The following is a 17123-nucleotide window of genomic DNA, read 5'->3' on the forward strand; positions in this document are numbered from 1 at the left end:
ACCGTGAATCAGCCCGCTGGATTCGAACAGCATCAGCCTGGAGTCCTGCACCCCGCCAACCCGGTGCAGCACGCTGACGCCGCCGCTCTGCGCTCATCACAAGCGAATACGAGGCGGGGCGTATGAGTGCCAGCAGCGCTGCCGGTGGCAGCCTGCAGGGCGAGGCACCGACTCCGCGCCATGCACACCTGTCGCAGCCGCCCACTGCGGGGCTTGAGGACGGCGGCGTCACCACGAGTCTGACGGAGTCGTACTGGTCTGTTTACGACCGTGTCGTATCCGCGGTCATGAGGGGACGGATCCCCGCATGCCCGGCGCGGACTGGCTCCCCATGCCGCACCGTTGTCCAGGTGCCCGCCTGCGGGCGCTCGCATGGGGCACTGAACTGGCCTGCATTTGGGGGTGCGTGGTGAAGAGGTTCTTCGGACGCGTACGGATGGCCGAGCCGGAGGTCTCCGACGCCGAGCGGGAGTTGTTCGGCGGTCCTTTGCGCTACGACATGGGCTGGTCCAAGCACGAGCACGCATCATTGGACTTGACCATGATCTCCGCTCTGCGCTCCATGCCGAGACTGGTCGGGGCGACGTTGCGGATGGCGTGGCACGCGGACCGGCGCGCTTTGGTCGCTGTCGCGATCAGCGAGATCGGGCAGGGTGTCGCCGCGGCGATCGGGTTGCTCGCGGTCAACGCCGTCATGCACGCGCTACTCGGTTCGGGCACTCCCGAGCAGCGGTTGCAGGCAGTGCTGCCGGGCTTAGCAGGAGCCGCCTGTGCTGCCATGGCCAACTCGGGTCTGGCCGGGTGGTCCACTTCGCGGGCGGGCCGGCTGGAGCCGATGGTCGAGCGGATCGCCACGACTCAGTACCTGGCCGCTGCCGCGTCAGTGGAGCTGGAGGCCATTGAGGACCCGGAGTTCCGGCGGCTGATCGACGTGGCCCAGTACGGCGCCAGTTCCGCCCGACGCATGATCTCTGCGTGCGTGGCCGCGCTGAACGGCAGCATCTCCTTGATCTCCACGGCCGGCGTGCTCACCATCCTCCACCCGGTCCTCTTGCCGATGATGATCCTGATCGCGGCGCCGCGCGGCTGGGGCGCGATGCGGGTGGCGCAGGAACGGTACGTGTCGGTCATGAGCTGGATTGAGCACGTACGGGCCAGCCGTCTCATCGGCAACCTGTTGACCGAGCGCAGCGCCGCGCAGGAGGTGCGGATCCACGCTGTGGGTCCGTTCTTGCTCAGCCGCTACGAGCGGATGGCCGAGAGTGCCGAGACGGAGCAGGAGCGGCTGGCGTCCAGCAAGGCTGTCACCGAGTGGGTGGCCTCGGCGTTGTCCGGCCTCGCCATGGCCGCGACGTACGGGGCCATGTTTTTGCTGATCATGAGCGGGCACATGAGTCTGGCCGTGGCCGGGACCGCCGTCGTCGCCGTTCGGTCCGGCTCGGCGAGCCTGGGCGCGCTGGTGATGAACGTGAACCAGTTGCACGAGGAGTCCCTCTACGTCCGTGACCACGCCCGGTTCCTGGACGAGGCGGCGCAACGCACCATTCCCAGCGGGGGCGCTCCCGTTCCGGTGCGGGTGAAGCAGGTCGTACTGGACCGGGTCCGCTACCGCTACCCGGACCGCGATGCTCCCGCCTTGGACGAGGTGTCACTCACGCTGCCCATGGGCTCGGTCACCGCTGTGGTCGGGGAGAACGGATCCGGTAAGAGCACACTGATGAAGGTGTTGTCGGGCCTGTTGCTGCCGCAGGGCGGGACCGTCCTGTGGGGCGAGGCGGAGGTCGCCTGCCTGGACCGCTCCGAGGTCTTCGAGCGCGTGGCACTGCTCACCCAGGACTTTCAACGCTGGCCCGTGACAGCGGCATTGAACATCCGGATCGGCCGACCCGCCCAGGAAGCCGACGCCGAGAGTCTCCAGCCGTCCGTCGACTATGCGGGGGCGGCGCCGGTCATCGCGAAACTTCCCGACGGCCTGCGAAGCCTGCTGGCCCGAATGTTCCGCGGTGCCAGCGAACTGTCCGGCGGGGAGTGGCAGAAGATCGGGCTCGCTCGAACCCACTGGCGCAGCTCCACCTCGGCAGCCGACGGCGTGCTCATCGTGGACGAGCCCACCTCCGCCCTCGACCCGGAAGCCGAAATCGAAGCCTTCGAACGCATCCGCCGACTCGCCGCCCCGAACCGTGCCGTCGTCCTGGTCACCCACCGCATGTCCGGCGTCCGGCACGCCGACCGCATCTACGTCCTGCATCAGGGCCGCCTCGCCGAACACGGCACCCACGACGAACTCATCGGCGCACGTGGCCGGTACGCCGCCATGTTCGACGCACAGGCCGCCCAGTACGCCCCTGCCGCCAGCATCCCGAAACCTGCCGCACCCACCGTCGCGGATCCCGCATGACCCGATTGACCGGAAGGCCCGCCGTGACGACACCCCCCACCACCGGCCTCGACGAAGCAGGCTCGCTGCGCCACCAGTTGACTGACCAGCTCGCCGACGACGGCCACATCCGCACCTTTGCGGTCGACAAGGCCCTGCGCACCGTGCCCCGGCACGCTTTCGCCCCCGAAGTGCCTCTTGAGACGGCGTACGCCAACGACAAGATCCCCACCCTGTACACGACAGAGGGGAAAGTCCGCAGTTCCATCTCTGCACCGTGGCTGCAGGCCGACATGCTCGAGTCCGCCCGACTCCAGCCCGGCCACCTCGTCCTGGAGATCGGCTCGCCAGCTGCCCCGGCGAGAGTGCAGGACCACCCCGCCGTGGGAAGGCGGAAGCGAACTGCTCGTCGCAGAACAGCGGGCCCAGCTCGTCAGGTACCGCATGGCCGGACAGCCCTTGCGGAACGCGGCACATGCCACCCGCGCGGTCGCCTCGATGATCGATTCCAAGGGGTCAGTCGCCTGAGTCCGGTGCCTTCATTGACTGTCTGGCCCGCATTCCCTTCGGCAAGGGCACGGCGAACGCGGCACGTGGTCGGTCAGTGCGGTCGGAGTCCGTCGAAGACCACATTGAAGATCCGTTGCTGGGACGCTGGGTCTGCTCCGAGGTGCTCCATCGTCGTGCTGGTGCCGGCCAGCAGGGCGATCAGTTCTGGCAGGCTGAGGTCCGGGCGGACGACTCCGGCCCGCTGTGCCGCGTCCAGAAGTGCGGCAAGCTGGGCCTGGATCACCTCGCTGGACTCCCGTAGGGCTGCATGCGCGTCCATTCCCGCTGCGGCGAGTGCCTGGGCGAACTCGTTCTTGCCCGCGGACTGTTCGGCAACCAGGCGGAAGCAGGCGAAGAAGGCGTCGGCGGGCTCCATTTCGGCGGCCAGACGCGCGGTCTGGGCTGCGATCGCCTCCAGCCTGCGCACCATCACGGCTTCCAGCAGCGCTTCCTTGGTCGGGAAGTGCCGGAAGAGCGTGCCGACTCCGACCCCCGCGGTCCGGGCGATCTCCTCGGTCGGCACACCCACGCCACGGGTGGTGAACACCTCCGTGGCGACGTCCAGCAGCCTGGCCCGGTTACGGGCCGCGTCCGCCCGCAGCGGGCGCTCCTTGGCACCACTCATCCCCTACAGCCTTCCTCGCCTCCGCAGAGCCCTGCTGGACAAGCGGAGTGTCCAGTCCGTATCGTCAAAGCGGACTCGCTAGTCCGATTCTAGCGACGGATTCCGGCGGAGGCTGGCCATGCCCGAAACGCTGACACCACGCGAGGTCTTCACCAAGCTGCTCGACAACATCGCCGCAGGCCGATACTCCGAACTGGCCGGGCTCTACGCCGATGACGCCGTGGTGGAGACCGTCTTCGAACCGGTCGGCCCGCGCCGCACCGAGGGGCGGGCCGCACTCAAGGAGCGGTTCGCTCAGGTCGCCGCGGCCAGTCCGGTGGAGCTGACCCCGGCGAACGTGGTGATCCGGGAGACCGACGACCCAGAGCTGATCGTCGCCGAATGGGACTACCAGGTGCACCACCGGCCGACTGGGAAGACCTTCGAGTCCGCCAACATCCAGGTACTGAGGGTCCGCGACGGCGTGATCGTCCACAGCAGGGACTTCCACGACCACTTGGCTCTCATTGCGGCCAGCGGCACCCTGCCGCAGCTGGTGGCAGCACTGGACGGCAAGTAACGCGAGTGCGGCGCCGCAGGTCGCGAGTTCTCCGATGCTCGACCCCGGCGCGTTCGCCGACAGCGGGACTCGGTCGCCGCCGCCGTGACGCGCCGACGACCAGCCTCTCAGTCAGTGATCGTAGGCGGTCAGTGAGCGCATGACGGGCTGGCCGGTGTGGTGGTTGTGCCAATTGGCGGCGGTCATCACGAGGATCCGCTGGAGCACACGGACCATCACCCCACCAGGAGTGCGGGCGCGGTGGCGCTCTAGGTCGAGCTGCCCTTTGAACGTCTCGTTAATCAACTCGATAACCGGCCGCAGCGGTTTGAACAGTTGCGCCCCGGCCCGCTCGGCCTCGCCCTTGCGGGCCGGACGCAGCAGTTCGACGCCCAGCGCGGCCAGTTGCGTCTCGAACTCACGGCCGAAGTAGTTCTTGTCACCGATCAGTGTCTGCCCGGGCCGTTCGTCCGCGAGCGTCGGCTCGATGGCGAGGATGTCGAGGATGTCGAGCAGGGTCTCGGCGCTAGTCGGCCTTCGCCCTGGTCAGCGCGAAGGCGATCGGCAGCCCGCCGAGGGTGCATGCCAGGTGCAGTCGCAGTCCCCAGAAGTAGCGCGAATGGCTGGCGCCGTAGCCGTACTGGGCCCAGCCCCCGAGGTCGGACCGCTTGACGGTTTCCCGGGAGCGGCCGCACTCGACCGGTGTGGAGTCCACCACCCACACGTCGTCGGTCCACCGCGCGGTGTCCATGGCCAGTACCCGGCTGGCGTGCCGGATGAGTCCGGCAGCTTTGCGCAGGCGCATGTTGTAGCCGGGCTGCTTCGGCAAGTACGGGAACAGATGCCGCAGGTGAGCGTGCGCATGACGCAGCCACCTGGCCTCGGAGGTGAAGCCCAGCATCGCCAGCGTTTCCAGCCCGGCATCGCTGAGCCGCGGCGAATCCTTCAACAGGTCGTCGGTCTTCACATAGAGTGCGGTCGCGAGGGAGTCCAAGTCCGGCGTCACATCCGGACCTTGGCCTCCCTCGCCTCACGTCCGCAGCCACCCCTTGGAATCATTCATCTCGGGAACAGGCGGGACAGGAACCGGACACAGCGACATCGCCAAGTCCTCCTAGCTTCCCCGCGAGTTGGAGCTGGTGCTCACCAGACTGGCCCACCGTCCAAGATCAGAACGCGATTCAGCGAATCGGCCAACGGAGTCTTTCAGAGAGGCGTGGAAGGACTCGCAGGCGGCGTTGTTCGCGCTCGTGCCGACCGCGCCCATGGACTGGATGGCACTCGACTCGGCGCAGAGGTCGGCGAATTGACGTGAAGCGTACTGCCGCTCCGTGATCGCTGTCGAAGATCGCGCCAACGGTCCACACCCACTGAAGGGGTCAACAGCTCTCGGTCGAACCCGAGCCGAAGACGCGGCGCTGGATCTCTCGCCGGTAGTCCTCGAGCGTCTTGTCCAGATGAACGTTGGTCGCCTCCGCCGCGGCGTCCGGGTCGCCGTCGCGGATCGCGCCGTAGATGGCGGCGTGCTCCACGATCGCGTCCTTGGCGTGGTCGCCGAGCGCTCCGTGCATGCCGATGGTGTTGGACTGACGCTGCAGCCGCCGGGCCTCGCGGACGGCGGCGACGAGGAAGGGGTTGTGCGAGGCCTCGGCGACACCGAGGTGGAACGCGTCGTCGCCCTGGTCGAAGAGCGCGTCGCGGCCCGTCTCGTGCCCCTCCCGGCACAGATCCATGGCGTCCTTGATCGCCCGCAGCTCCGCCGGGATGGCGCGGGTCGCGGCGAGCCGGCTTGCGGCCGTCTCCTGCACGCGGCGGAACTCGAAGAGCATGAAGATCTGGTCGAGGTCCGTCGGCATGAAGAATCCGCCCCAGCGCGACGAGCCGAGCATGCCCTCATCGTCCGCGACGTAGAGTCCCCGCCCCTTCTGGGCGCGGACCCGGCCGATCGCCGAGAGGATCTTCACCGCCTCACGCACGACCGTCCTGCTGGTGCCGAGCGACGAGGCCAGCTCGTTCTCCGTCGGCATCCGGTCGCCCGGTTGCAGCTGCCTCGCCGCGATCAGCTTGAGGATCTGCTCCGAGACGACTTCGTAACCGGGCCGGTATGCGGCGCCGTTCGCTGCCGGGGCACCCGGTCGCGCATCCGATGCCCTCTCTGATGGCGCGCCGTCCACCGGGTGCTTCTCCTTCGTCAGGGCCACGTTCAGCATGACCGACTGCCTCTGCCGCACAAGAGCATACCTTCTACGGTCTTGGGATCCCTGGATAAGTACGACTCATTTTCACCACTGAGCGGTCACGATGCTCCGACCTGGGGCGACGTCAGGAGTCGAGGAGACGCAGCCGTAACGTCACGGAAATAGGCCCGCACATCCTCTTGACGCACCCGGCGGCTACCGGCTCTGATGTCACATCACGGTGACCCGCTGGCCTGGCGTCCGGTGCGAGTCGCTCCCCACAGCAGGAAGCAGCGGCGCAATTTGAGTCATACACATTTCGGTTGTCACAGCCCGCCTGTCCAGTCGGATACGTCCGCACCCCGACGCAGTGGAGTCCTCCATGACACGCACATCCCGAGGAGCCGACGCCGGCAGAGCAAGGAGCGACCGGGTACGCGTCGCTCTCGCCACCGCCGTGGTCACTTTTGCCCTTGGCGCCGCGACCGCCTGTGGCGGGGGTACGGGCGGAGCCACGGCGGGTGGGCCGTCCAGCTTCTCGCCCGCCGCCCAGACCGGCGGCACTTTGACCGTGTGGGTGGACTCGACCCGCTTGGCCGCAGCGCAGCTGTACCAGAAGGAAAACCCTCAGGTGAAAATGGACATCGTCACCTACGACGGGGACTCCAACGGCTCGAACTACCTGCAGACCAAGGTGAGCCTGTTCAACCGCACCGGCAGCGGCTGGCCAGACGTCGTCTTCAGCTCCCAGAACAACGAGAGCACCTGGGCGGTCCAGTCCGGCTTCACCGCCCCGCTGAACAAGGGCCTGATACCTCAGTCCACCCTGGACAACTGGGCGAGGGGCGCCAACGCGCCGTGCACCGTCGGCGGAACGCTCTACTGTCTGCGCAACGACCTGTCACAGACGGCTCTGTGGTACAACGCTTCGCTGATGAAGAAGTGGGGCTACCAGGTGCCGACCACCTGGGAGCAGTACCAGGCCCTGGGCCAGAAGGTCGCCACCGAGCACCCGGGGTACCTGGTCGGCTCGGCCGGTGACACCTTCACGCCGGAGATCTACATGTGGGCGGGCAAGTGCGGCGCCAACCAGGTCACCGGGCCGAAGGCTGCCACGGTGAACACCAGCAGCGCCGAGTGCACCAAGATGGCCTCGCTGCTGGACACCCTCGTCAAGGCCCACACCATGTCCACCAGCAGCGTGTTCAGCGCGGACTTCGACAAGAACGACGCGGACAAGATCCTCATGCTGCCCGGCCCCTCCTGGTTCGGCGGCGCGCTGTTCCAGGGCACCTTCAAGACCCCCAAGGGCCAGATCGCGGCCGCGCCGATGCCGCAGTGGGCCGGCGACACCAGTCCGTCGGTCGGCAATGTCGGCGGCGGTACCTGGCTGCTGTCCGCACACAGCAAGAACCTCAAGGACGCGACCGCGTTCCTGAAATGGGTGACGACCTCCGACGACTACCAGGGCAAACTCGCCCCGGGATACCCGGCCTACGCGCCAGCGGCCAAGACCTGGCTGAAGGCCCAGAGCACGTCCGGGTACTACGCCAACGACGTCTCCCCAACCCTGCAGAGCGCCGCAGACCAGATCTGGCCGGGCTGGGGCTACCCGCAGTACAGCCAGGAGGCGATCTGGGCGGCGACCATCACCCCCGGCATGACGGCGGGCAAGAGCATCGTCTCGCTGCTGCCGGCCTGGCAGACAGCGATATCCAACTACGCGCAGGCCGACGGATACAAGGTCAGCCGGTGAACATGACGGAAGACAACCGGGTCGGGTCGGAGCACGCCAGGCGGCGCACGCTCTGGCCCGTCCGGGCCGGGCACGGCTTCGTCGCCCTGTACGTCGTATTGCTGATCGCGTTCGGCGTCGTCCCGACCGTCTACGCGATCTACTTCGCCTTCACCACCGCCGGAGACACCTTCGCCGGGTTCTCGAACTTCACCGGCGCGGCGGGCGACTTCCGGTTCCTGCCGGCCGTCGAACACGTGGCGCTCTACCTCGTCTTCTGGCTCGCCTCCCTGGTGATCTTGGTCGTCGGGCTCGCGCTGCTGCTGCACCGGCTCGCGTCCCGAGGCGTCAGCAAGGCTCTGCGGTTCGTGTACTACCTTCCCGGAGCCCTGGCCGGCGCGGCGAGCGTCATGGTGTGGCTGTTCATCCTGGACCCGACGGTCAGCCCCGTCGCCTTCCTGCTGCGCGCTCTGGGCCTGACCACCTTCGACGAGGTCGTGGCCCCCGGCGGGCTGCCGCTCCTGTTCACCCTCATCGCGTTCTGGACCGGCGCGGGCGGCTGGATCCTGGTGATGTACGGCGCTCTCAACAACATCGCGCCGGACATCCTCGAAGCTGCGCGCATCGACGGCGCCGGCCCGTGGCAGACCGCCCGGCGCATTCAGATCCCGATGCTGCGCAAGTGGATCGTCTACATGGTCATCCTCGCCTTCGCGGGTGGCACGCAGCTGTTCGTCGAGCCGCAACTGCTCTCGCAGGCGAGTGTCGGAGTGGCGGGGCGGGACTACTCGCTCAACCAGCTCTCCTACGACTTCGCCTTCCAGAACAACAACGTCAACACCGCTGCCGCCGTCTCGGTCGAACTGCTCCTGCTCGGACTCGGGGTCGCCGCGGTGTTCGTCGCCAGATCGGGGTTCTTCGATGCGGACTGACTTCCACAACCCCGCGCGACGCGCCCTGAAGAACCCGCTCACCACCCTGGTACTGCTTCTCTTCGCGGTCTTCTTCGTCCTGCCGGTGCTGTGGCTGGTGCTGGCCGCGACGAAGACCGACGAGCAGCTCGTGCACTCCAACCCGCTGTCGTTCGGCTCCTTCCACGCCCTGCGGGCCAACTGGAACGCGCTGACGGGCTATCAGGGCGACACGTTCTTCCTGTGGCTGCGCAATTCCGCGCTGTACACGTTCCTCGCGCTCGCCATCACCCTGGTGGTCGCCATCCCGGCGGGCTACGCCCTCGCCCTGACCGAGTTCCGCGGCCGGCACACGCTGCTGGTGGCGACGCTCGTGGTCATGCTGATGCCGAGCGCGACGCTGGTGGTACCGCTGTTCCTGGAGATGAACGCCGTGCACCTGATCGGCTCGATGTGGTCGGTCATCCTGCCCTACTCGTTCTACCCGTTCGGGGTCTACCTGGCGTACATCTACTTCAGTACGGCCATTCCCCGGTCACTGCTGGAGGCCGCACGGCTCGACGGCTGCTCGGAGTTCGGCACCTTTCGCCGGGTCGCGCTGCCTCTGGCCACACCCGTCGTCGCGCTCGTGGGCTTTTTCAGCTTCGTCGCCAACTGGACCAACTACTTCCTGCCGTACGTGCTCCTGCCGCAGAGCGACCAGTTCCCCGTCCAGGTGGGGCTCGGCACTCTCCTGAACGACGTGCCGCAGTTCAACCCGACGGTGGGATCGCTCGCCGTCCAGCGGCCGGAGCTCGCCCTCGCCACCCTGCTGGCCATCACCCCCGTGCTCGTGGTCTTTCTCTTCTCCCAGCGCTTCCTGGTCGCGGGCATGCTCGCCGGCGCCACCAAAGACTGAGCGACCAACTCACCACGACATGTCCCGACCGCGTCACCAGGCCCGCCCGCATCGCCGCCGGGTGCGGGTGCCGCACTGCCCGAAACGGAGAACCGTCCCATGGACCCCGTCATCATGGCCTCGGTGCCACTCCTCGAACCGCCGGGCTGGGCGACGGCGCAGCGCCAGCTGTTCGACCTGCTCGACCAGGTCTGGCGGCGCTTCGCCCGCGATTTCACCGGGCCGGACGGACGCCTGAACTACGACGGGCAGCTGACCACGCGCGACGGCGTGGACGACTTCTACGAGACCTTCTTCAACTGGCCGCAGCTCTATCTGCTCGGCGGCGCGGACGACCTGCTGGCCGAGTCGGAGCGGCACTGGGAAGGCGTGACCCGCCAGCTCACCGAGCTGGGCATGCTCAAGGACGAGTACGAGCGCGGCTACGACTGGTTCCACCAGAGCGAGAGCCTGCTGCTGTTCTATTTCCTGTGCATGGCCGCCCCAAAGCGCTGGACCGAGCGGGCACTGCGGTTCGCCGAGCTCTACGTCGACCCGGCACACGGCAACTACGACCCCGCGCACCGCATCATCACCCGTCCGCACAACGGCAGCGATCCCGAGCGCGAAGGCCTGTCCGACGGCGACGCCTATCCCTGGCTGCCGCAGGAAGCGCAGATGTACGGCTTCCCGCTCAACTGGATTCTCGCCGACGGAGAGAGCCCGCCTCTGGAGAGCGACCCTCGCCTCGGTGAGCAGATGCGCCGCCGCATGGGCCGGGGCGACACCGCGGTCAACCTCGCCGCCAGCGGACTCGTGCTCAACGCGCTGATCCTGTCGGGCGACACCCGCTACCGGGACTGGATCGCCGAGTACGTCGGCGCATGGCGCGAGCGCGCGGCGGCCGCCGGCGGAGTACTGCCGGACAACGTCGCCCCGGACGGCACCGTCGGTGGCCTGCACGAAGGACGCCCCTACGGCGGCCATTACGGATGGTCCTGGCCACACGGCTGGCATAGCGTCGGACACGCGGCCACGGTCGCCGCACTGGCCGCAGCCGAGGCCACCGGCGACGACTCCTACCTCGACCTGGTGCGCCCCGCGCTCGACGAGATGATCGCCCGCGGCAAGGTGATGCCCTTTACCGAGGCCGACTCCAGCCTCCAGTCCAAGTGGGTCGCGCAGTTGCGCGAGGACGTGCACACGCCCACCCTGCATGTCCCCTTCCGACGTGGCGACGAGGGCTGGTTCGACTACAACCCAATGACCCTGCCGGTGCCCGTCGCGCTGTGGCACCACACCGCCGCAGACGCCGACCGCGCACGGATCGAACGGCTGCGCGAGGCCAGCGGCATAGACTGGCGCACGGTGCGACCTTTCCGCAGCAAGGAGGAGGCGCACCACGAGGAGTCCTGGTTCGCCTATCTCTCGGGCGACGACCCGGACTATCCCGAGCGGATCCTCGCGGCCGCCCAGGCGCAGGTGCGGCACCGGATGCAGCGAATGGAGCGCTATCGCGGCCTGGAGGTCGCCGAGGCCGACATCCACCTGTGGCAGCTGTCCAACCCGGTGGTCACCGAGGCGCTGGTGCAGCTGACCTGGGGTGGTCCGCAGGTCCTCTACAACGGCGGACTGCAGCAGGCGCGGGTGCGCTACTACGACGCCGACTCCCGCCGGCCGGGCCTGCCGCCCTCGGTCGCGGCCCTGGTCTCCAGCATCGACCCGCAGGCGACTGTCGTGGAACTGGTGAATCTCGACCCGACCGCGGACCACACGCTGATCGTCCAGGCGGGTGCCTTCGCGGAGCACACCATCCGCAACGTCCGCCACACTCGCAGCCGCGACGACTCCTGGATCGGCGACCTCTACGACTACGGACACTCGGAGCCGGTCGAGGAGACCTCCGAGGCCCACGACGTGAACGGGCCCTGGCTGCGCGTGCACCTCCCCCGTTCGACCCGGGTGCGCCTTTCCCTCGAACTAGAGCTGCGCACCCGTCCCGCGTCCTACCGCACCCCGTTCGACGAGCCGTCCGACGGGCCGTGCGAGGGCGGATCACGGTGAGCGGTCGCGCCACACCCTCGGTCCACGACCGCCACGTCCACCTCTGGGACCCGCGCTGCCTTGCCTACCCGTGGCTGGTCGAGGCCCCCGATCTCAACTGTCCTTTCACCGCAGACCAATTCGCGGCGATCCGTCCCGCGCCAATCGAGGTGATCTTCATGGAGGCCGACCGGGAAAATGGGCAGGCCACGGACGAGATCGAGTGGGTCCGCAGCCAGGCCGAACACCACACCTGGATCCGCAGCGCCGTCGCCCACGTCCCGCTCGAACGCCCCGCCGAAGCCCTCGCGACGATCCGACGGTACGCGGCGGACCCGTTCGTCGTCGGGGTGCGCCGCAACATCGAGGACGAGGCACCCGGCTTCACCGAGGACTCGCACATCCGCGAGGGCATCCAGCTGATCGCGAGGCCGGCCTCCCCTTCGACGCATGCGTTAGCCAACACCGGCTGCCCGAGCTTGCGCAGCTGGCCGTCACCTGCCCGCACACCACGATCGTCCTCGACCACCTCGGCAAGCCGAAGCCGGCCGCCAGGAGCCAGTGGTCGCAGGCATGGCGACGGCTTGCGCAACAACCGAACGTCGTCTGCAAGCTCTCCGGCCTGGCCACCCCACTGGCACCGGACATCCCGTCCGCGTTCGCGCTCTCGCTCCTGCGCGAAGCGCTCGACGTGTGCGACCCCGACCGCTGCCTGTTCGGGAGCGACTGGCCGGTGATGCTGCTCGCCACCGACTACCGCGCCTGGCTCGACCTGGTCCGCGAGGCGCTCGGCCTCTCCTCGTGGACCGCCAACGACGCGGTGCTGCGCGGCAACCCTGAGCGTATCTACCGGCTCGTTCCCTCCCGGTTCCAGGCGGCCGACCTGGCCCGAAAGGAAGCACGATGAGGCGCATCGCTCAGACCACGCGGCTGCTCCCGGAACGCCGGGAGGAGTACCTCGCCCTGCACCGCGCCGTCTGGCCGGCCGTCGAGGCCGCCCTGCGTGCCGCGCAGATCCGCAACTACAGCATCTTCCTGCACGGCGACACCCTGTTCGCCTACTTCGAGTACCACGGCGACGACTTCGAGGCCGACCTCGCCTCCGTCAAGGCCGACCCCGAAACGCAGCGTTGGTGGACCTTCACCGACCCCTGCCAGGAGCCCTGGCCGGACGCCCCCCAGGACAGCCGCTGGTCCGAGGCGCCCGAGATCTGGCACCTGCACGAAACGACACAGCCCTGAGCCTGTGAAATCCAGGCGCATCCGCGTCGCCCAGTCCCCGCCGCGCCGCGACCGGCCGGCGGTGCTCCACAGCGCCCTCGGGAGGGCGCACAAGGAAATGCCAGCGAAAGGGAACCGGACAATGTCGTCACACCCCTACCAAGGACGGGTCGGCCGACGCCTCACCGCGACGATCGCGGCAGCGACAGGCCTCCTGGTCTCCGCCGCCTTCGTCACACCGACCGCGGCCCACGCCTCCGTCTCCGCCACCGTCTTCGTCTCCCCCACCGGCTCCGGGACGGCGTGCAGTTCGACCACGCCCTGCTCCCTGACCCAGGCGAAGACGTCCGTCGAAGCCATCGACGGCCACATGAGCGGCGACATCGTCGTACAGCTCGCCGGCGGAACCTACCGCCTGACCTCACCTCTGAACCTCACCAGCGCGGACTCGGGCACGAACGGACACACGGTCAGATGGCAGGCCGCCCCGGGCCAGTCCCCGGTGATCTCCGGCGGCCAGCAGGTGACCGGCTGGACCCCGCACGACTCGACCAACAACATCTACGCCGCGTCCGTCCCCGTCGGAGTCGACTCGCGCCAGCTCTTCGTCGACGGCTCACTGGCACCGCGCGCCGCGATGAACATCGCCCGCAGCGATGTCGCCTTCACCAGCGCCGGCCTGACGATCCAGAACTCGAACCTGAACTGGATCGCCAACCTGCCAAAGCAGAACCGGATCGAGCTCGAGGCCCAGAACTCCTTCACCGACCGCTTCGCGCCGGTGAAGAGCATCAGCGGCACGAGCATCACCATGCAGGAACCGGCCTGGCAGAACAACGGCTGGGGCTACGACACCATGGAGAACCCCTTCGCCGGAGGGACTCTCCAGCTGGAGAACTCGTACGCATTCCTGAACACGGCCGGGCAGTGGTACCTCGACCCGCAGGCCGGCCAGCTCTACTACAAGGCGCCGTCCGGCTGGAACCCCTCCGTCCACGACGTCGAACTGCCCCTGACAACCTCGCTCCTGGACATCAGCGGCAGCTACAGCACCCCCGTGCAAAACCTCGCGTTCCAGGGCATCAGCTTCGAGGACACCACCTGGCTGGCCCCCAGCAGCGACATCGGCTACGCCGACCAACAGACCGGCACGTTCCTCAACCAGACCTACTCCAACGAGCCTTCTGACTTCCTGACCTCGTGTGCCACCGGCTGCCAGGCCTTCGAATCCACCCGTAACAGCTGGGGCGAGGCCCCCGCGGCGGTTCAGGTCTCCGCCGCGAACGGGATCAGCTTCAGCGGCGACACCTTCACCGACCTCGGCGAGGTCGGCCTGGGCATCGGCCAGGACAACGACGCCGTCGACTCCGGCACCGGACTCGGCGCCTCGAACATCACCGTCAACGGCAACACCTTCACCAACGACTCCGGAGGGGGCGTGGTCGTCGGCGGAGTCCAGCCGAACGCGCACCACCCGTCCAACTCCGCAATGACCGACCAGAACATCACCATCAGCAACAACCTCGTGACTGGCGTTGCACAGGACTACAAAGACATGCCCGGCATCCTGTCCACGTACGTTTCGCACGCCGTCATCACACACAACGAGGTCTCGAACCTCGGCTACGACGGCATCGACGTCGGCTGGGGCTGGGGCATCAACGACCGCGGAGGCAGCCAGGATTACGTCAACCGAGGCACCTACAACTACCAGCCCATATACACCACGCCGACCACACTGAACAAAACCATCGTGACCTACAACAAGGTGCACGACACAAAGAAGGTCTTCCACGACGGCGGCAGCATCTACAACCTGTCCGCGAACCCCGGTGGCTTCATCGCCGACAACTACGTCTACAACAACCACAACACCGTAGGACTCTACCTCGACGAAGGCTCCCGCTACATCACGCTGCAGAACAACGTCCTGCAGGACACCGGGGTCTGGGCGAACACGAACGCCAGCGCCAACAACAACACCGATGACAACACCTTCGCCGACAACTGGTACAACGCCGGCGCCACCGTCGTCGCCACCGGCTCCCCGCACAACAACGTCCTGACCGGCAACGTCCAGGTCAGCGGTTACAACTGGCCCGCAGGAGCGCAGGAAGTCATCGCGCAAGCCGGCGTCACCACCAACAGCGGCATCGGCACCGCCGCGATCCACGCGGTCGGCGCGAACAAATGCATCGACGACAACAACTGGAGCACCACGCCGGGAACCCAGCAGCAGATCTGGGACTGCAACGGCCAGTCGAACCAGACCTGGACACACAACTCGGCCAACCAGATCACCCTGTTCAACGGCAGCAGCCAGATGTGCCTGGACGACGCCGGGTGGGGCACCACCAACGGCACGGCGGCCAGCATCTGGACCTGCACCGGCCAGGTCAACCAGCAGTGGAGGCTCAACCCGGACGGGACCATGACCAATCTGTACTCCGGCCTGTGCCTCGACGTGAGCAACAACGGCACCAGCAACGGCACCAAGCTCCAGCTCTGGAGCTGCAACAGTCAGGCGAACCAGGAGTGGAACCTGGGCTGAGTAGGGTCGGGGACTGGAGCGGTGGCTTCCGCTCCGTTTCCGGCCCCCGCCGCTTCAAGTGAAGTATGCCGCCGACGAGGTGCCCGCGGTTCGGGTTAACCAACGAAATGCGGTTCGCCGGGTGACGAATCCGCGGCGCGAGCGTCAGCGGACCGGACGACGGGTTCGCTGACGCTCGCGCCGCCGTGCATGCGTCACCTGGCGGGGAGGGCGGTGACCGTCAGCCGGTCTTGGACGGGAGAGACCCGCCGACATGGGACATGAGGTGCCGCCGGTGCAAATGGCGCGAGGGGATGCGTTCGATCACCAGGAAGGCGGCGTCGTCGGTGAGCTGCTCACCGGTGTGCTCGAGCAGGTCGCGGTGAAGGTGGTGCAGGAGAGCCTCAGGGCTTGAGGCGGGGAAGGCGGCGACCCGCTCGGCGAGCGGGTAGAAGGCTCCGGTCGGTGAGCGGGCTTCGATCACGCCGGTCGGTGTACAGCAGCAGCATGTCGCCTGTTTCGAAGCTCAACGGGTCGGCGCGGTCGTTTCGTACGCAGAGGGCGCACAGGCCCAAGGGAGGCGCGGGTCGCCGGGAATTCAGGACGGTCACCTGCTCTCCATGGATCAGCAGGGGTGGCGGATGGCCGCAGTTGAGCATCTCAGCCTGCGGGCCCTGACGGCGAGCTTCTTGATCTGCGGCTTCGGATCGGCGTGCGATACATCCGTACCGCACGCTCACGCAACTCCAGCGAGTACTTTCTGGGGGCGGCCATGGTCGATGTTCCTCTCATGAGTCCCATCTGACCCTCTGTCAACACACTCCGCATCTCGGGGGAACCTCAGATGCCCGCAACACGGAGATGACCCGAATGCCGCCGTTTCCGGCTGGGTAGTTGCGGTGACGTCTCACTCAGGGTCGATGTCGGGCGCGGTGAAGCGGGCGGACAGGTCATCCGGCCGCTGTGATGGTGTCCGATGGTCCGGCAGGGGGATGCCGGCCTCGCTGCGCCACAGTACGTCGCTGAGGGCGTCGCGGACGCGACAGGCGTCGTGGCCGGCTCAGTGGTGTGTGGTGTGGTCGTGCTGGGCGCGGGCAGCGGCGCGGACGATGTTGCGGGACATGCCTCCGAAGACGACCGCGTGGAGGGGCTTGATACTCCACCAGTACAGATGGCCCAGCAGGCCGCGGGGGTGGAACAGCGCCCGCTGCCGGTATCGGACCGGGCCGCTGCCGTTGCCGTCCACTCGCATCTCCAGCCAGGCCAGGCCGGGTAGCCGCATCTCGGCGCGCAGTCGCAGCAGCCCGCCGCGTTCGATCTCCTCGACTCGCCAGAAGTCGAGCGAGTCACCGGCCCGCAGCCGTCGGGCGTCCCGCCGGCCCCGGCGCAGGCCGACGCCGCCGACGAGGCGGTCGACCCAGCCGCGCGCGGCCCAGGCCAGCGGGAGGGAGTACCAGCCGTTCTCGCCGCCGATGCCTTCGATGACCTGCCACAGTGCCTCCGGCGCCACGTCCGCCTCGCGTTCTCGGACGTCGGCGTA

15 protein-coding genes and 3 pseudogenes are annotated in these 17123 nt (G+C 67.8%); 10 read left to right on the top strand and 8 right to left on the bottom strand.

All coding sequences use genetic code 11. The features are described 5' to 3' along the window. Positions 1–409 precede the first annotated feature (409 nt). Together ACFC8N_RS46570 and ACFC8N_RS46575 are read left to right on the top strand one after the other, a co-directional pair. A complete protein-coding gene (locus ACFC8N_RS46570; RefSeq protein WP_376295765.1) occupies positions 410–2398 on the top strand; it encodes an ATP-binding cassette domain-containing protein in 1989 nt (662 codons plus the stop codon). After that, positions 2395–2664, top strand: a pseudogene (locus tag ACFC8N_RS46575) (hypothetical protein); the annotation flags it as partial. The gene ACFC8N_RS46570 and the pseudogene ACFC8N_RS46575, both read left to right, overlap by 4 nt. 314 nt (positions 2665–2978) lie before the next feature. On the opposite strand, the gene ACFC8N_RS46580 reads toward ACFC8N_RS46575, so the two are convergent. Then, positions 2979–3551 (bottom strand): TetR/AcrR family transcriptional regulator, encoded by a 573-nt coding sequence (locus ACFC8N_RS46580; protein WP_376295766.1) that lies wholly within the window; start codon positions 3549–3551, stop codon positions 2979–2981. 118 nt (positions 3552–3669) lie between these two features. Here ACFC8N_RS46580 and ACFC8N_RS46585 point away from each other — a divergent pair, with 118 nt between their 5' ends. After that, positions 3670–4110, top strand: coding sequence for a nuclear transport factor 2 family protein (locus ACFC8N_RS46585; protein ID WP_376295767.1), 441 nt, complete (start codon positions 3670–3672; stop codon positions 4108–4110). Between the two features lie 111 nt (positions 4111–4221). Here ACFC8N_RS46585 and ACFC8N_RS46590 read toward each other — a convergent pair. The 3 genes and pseudogenes from ACFC8N_RS46590 to ACFC8N_RS46600 form a co-directional block, all read right to left on the bottom strand. Next, positions 4222–5095: pseudogene (locus ACFC8N_RS46590) on the bottom strand (IS982 family transposase). 198 nt (positions 5096–5293) lie between these two features. Continuing rightward, positions 5294–5444 (bottom strand): annotated as a pseudogene (locus ACFC8N_RS46595) (IS3 family transposase); the annotation flags it as partial. Positions 5445–5468: 24 nt separating this feature from the next. Beyond that, positions 5469–6320 (bottom strand): FadR/GntR family transcriptional regulator, encoded by an 852-nt coding sequence (locus ACFC8N_RS46600; RefSeq protein ID WP_376295769.1) that lies wholly within the window; start codon positions 6318–6320, stop codon positions 5469–5471. 328 nt (positions 6321–6648) lie between these two features. Between ACFC8N_RS46600 and ACFC8N_RS46605 the strand changes: the two genes are divergently transcribed. From ACFC8N_RS46605 to ACFC8N_RS46620, 4 genes are all read left to right on the top strand, one after another. After that, the gene (locus tag ACFC8N_RS46605) at positions 6649–8022 is read left to right on the top strand and encodes an ABC transporter substrate-binding protein (RefSeq protein ID WP_376295771.1); all 1374 of its coding nucleotides are present in this window, start codon (positions 6649–6651) and stop codon (positions 8020–8022) included. Between the two features lie 2 nt (positions 8023–8024). After that, positions 8025–8933, top strand: a complete 909-nt coding sequence (locus ACFC8N_RS46610) for a carbohydrate ABC transporter permease (protein ID WP_376295776.1) — start codon at positions 8025–8027, stop codon at positions 8931–8933. After that, positions 8923–9810 (top strand): carbohydrate ABC transporter permease, encoded by an 888-nt coding sequence (locus tag ACFC8N_RS46615; protein ID WP_356028601.1) that lies wholly within the window; start codon positions 8923–8925, stop codon positions 9808–9810. The genes ACFC8N_RS46610 and ACFC8N_RS46615 overlap by 11 nt, the downstream gene beginning before the upstream one ends. Positions 9811–9909: 99 nt before the next feature. After that, a complete protein-coding gene (locus ACFC8N_RS46620) occupies positions 9910–11853 on the top strand; it encodes a hypothetical protein (RefSeq protein ID WP_356028603.1) in 1944 nt (647 codons plus the stop codon). A gap of 64 nt (positions 11854–11917) precedes the next feature. Here ACFC8N_RS46620 and ACFC8N_RS46625 read toward each other — a convergent pair whose 3' ends face one another. Then, complete coding sequence (locus ACFC8N_RS46625; RefSeq protein WP_376295781.1) at positions 11918–12361, bottom strand: hypothetical protein; 444 nt, start codon at positions 12359–12361, stop codon at positions 11918–11920. Here ACFC8N_RS46625 and ACFC8N_RS46630 point away from each other — a divergent pair. The 3 genes from ACFC8N_RS46630 to ACFC8N_RS46640 all read left to right on the top strand — a co-directional run bounded on the left by ACFC8N_RS46630 (position 12302) and on the right by ACFC8N_RS46640 (position 15604). Further along, positions 12302–12739, top strand: a complete 438-nt coding sequence (locus tag ACFC8N_RS46630) for an amidohydrolase family protein (protein ID WP_376295777.1) — start codon at positions 12302–12304, stop codon at positions 12737–12739. The genes ACFC8N_RS46625 and ACFC8N_RS46630 overlap by 60 nt on opposite strands. After that, positions 12736–13074, top strand: coding sequence for an L-rhamnose mutarotase (locus ACFC8N_RS46635; protein WP_356028608.1), 339 nt, complete (start codon positions 12736–12738; stop codon positions 13072–13074). The genes ACFC8N_RS46630 and ACFC8N_RS46635 overlap by 4 nt, the downstream gene beginning before the upstream one ends. Positions 13075–13195: 121 nt before the next feature. Further along, positions 13196–15604 (top strand): RICIN domain-containing protein, encoded by a 2409-nt coding sequence (locus ACFC8N_RS46640; RefSeq protein ID WP_376295773.1) that lies wholly within the window; start codon positions 13196–13198, stop codon positions 15602–15604. A 220-nt stretch (positions 15605–15824) separates the two neighbouring features. Here the strand turns inward: ACFC8N_RS46640 and ACFC8N_RS46645 are convergent, their stop codons facing one another. The 3 genes from ACFC8N_RS46645 to ACFC8N_RS46655 all read right to left on the bottom strand — a co-directional run. Further along, on the bottom strand, positions 15825–16067 hold the full coding sequence (locus tag ACFC8N_RS46645) for a SpoIIE family protein phosphatase (protein ID WP_376295774.1): 243 nt from the start codon (positions 16065–16067) through the stop codon (positions 15825–15827). Next, on the bottom strand, positions 15988–16242 hold the full coding sequence (locus ACFC8N_RS46650) for a SpoIIE family protein phosphatase (protein WP_376295779.1): 255 nt from the start codon (positions 16240–16242) through the stop codon (positions 15988–15990). Before ACFC8N_RS46650 ends, ACFC8N_RS46645 begins: the two co-directional genes overlap by 80 nt. 401 nt (positions 16243–16643) lie before the next feature. Continuing rightward, positions 16644–17123, bottom strand: a 480-nt coding sequence (locus tag ACFC8N_RS46655; protein ID WP_376295775.1) for a DUF2867 domain-containing protein, incomplete at its 5' end; no start/stop codon positions are given.

The organism is Streptomyces sp. NPDC055966 (genome assembly GCF_042269865.1).
Classification (GTDB): domain Bacteria; phylum Actinomycetota; class Actinomycetes; order Streptomycetales; family Streptomycetaceae; genus Streptomyces.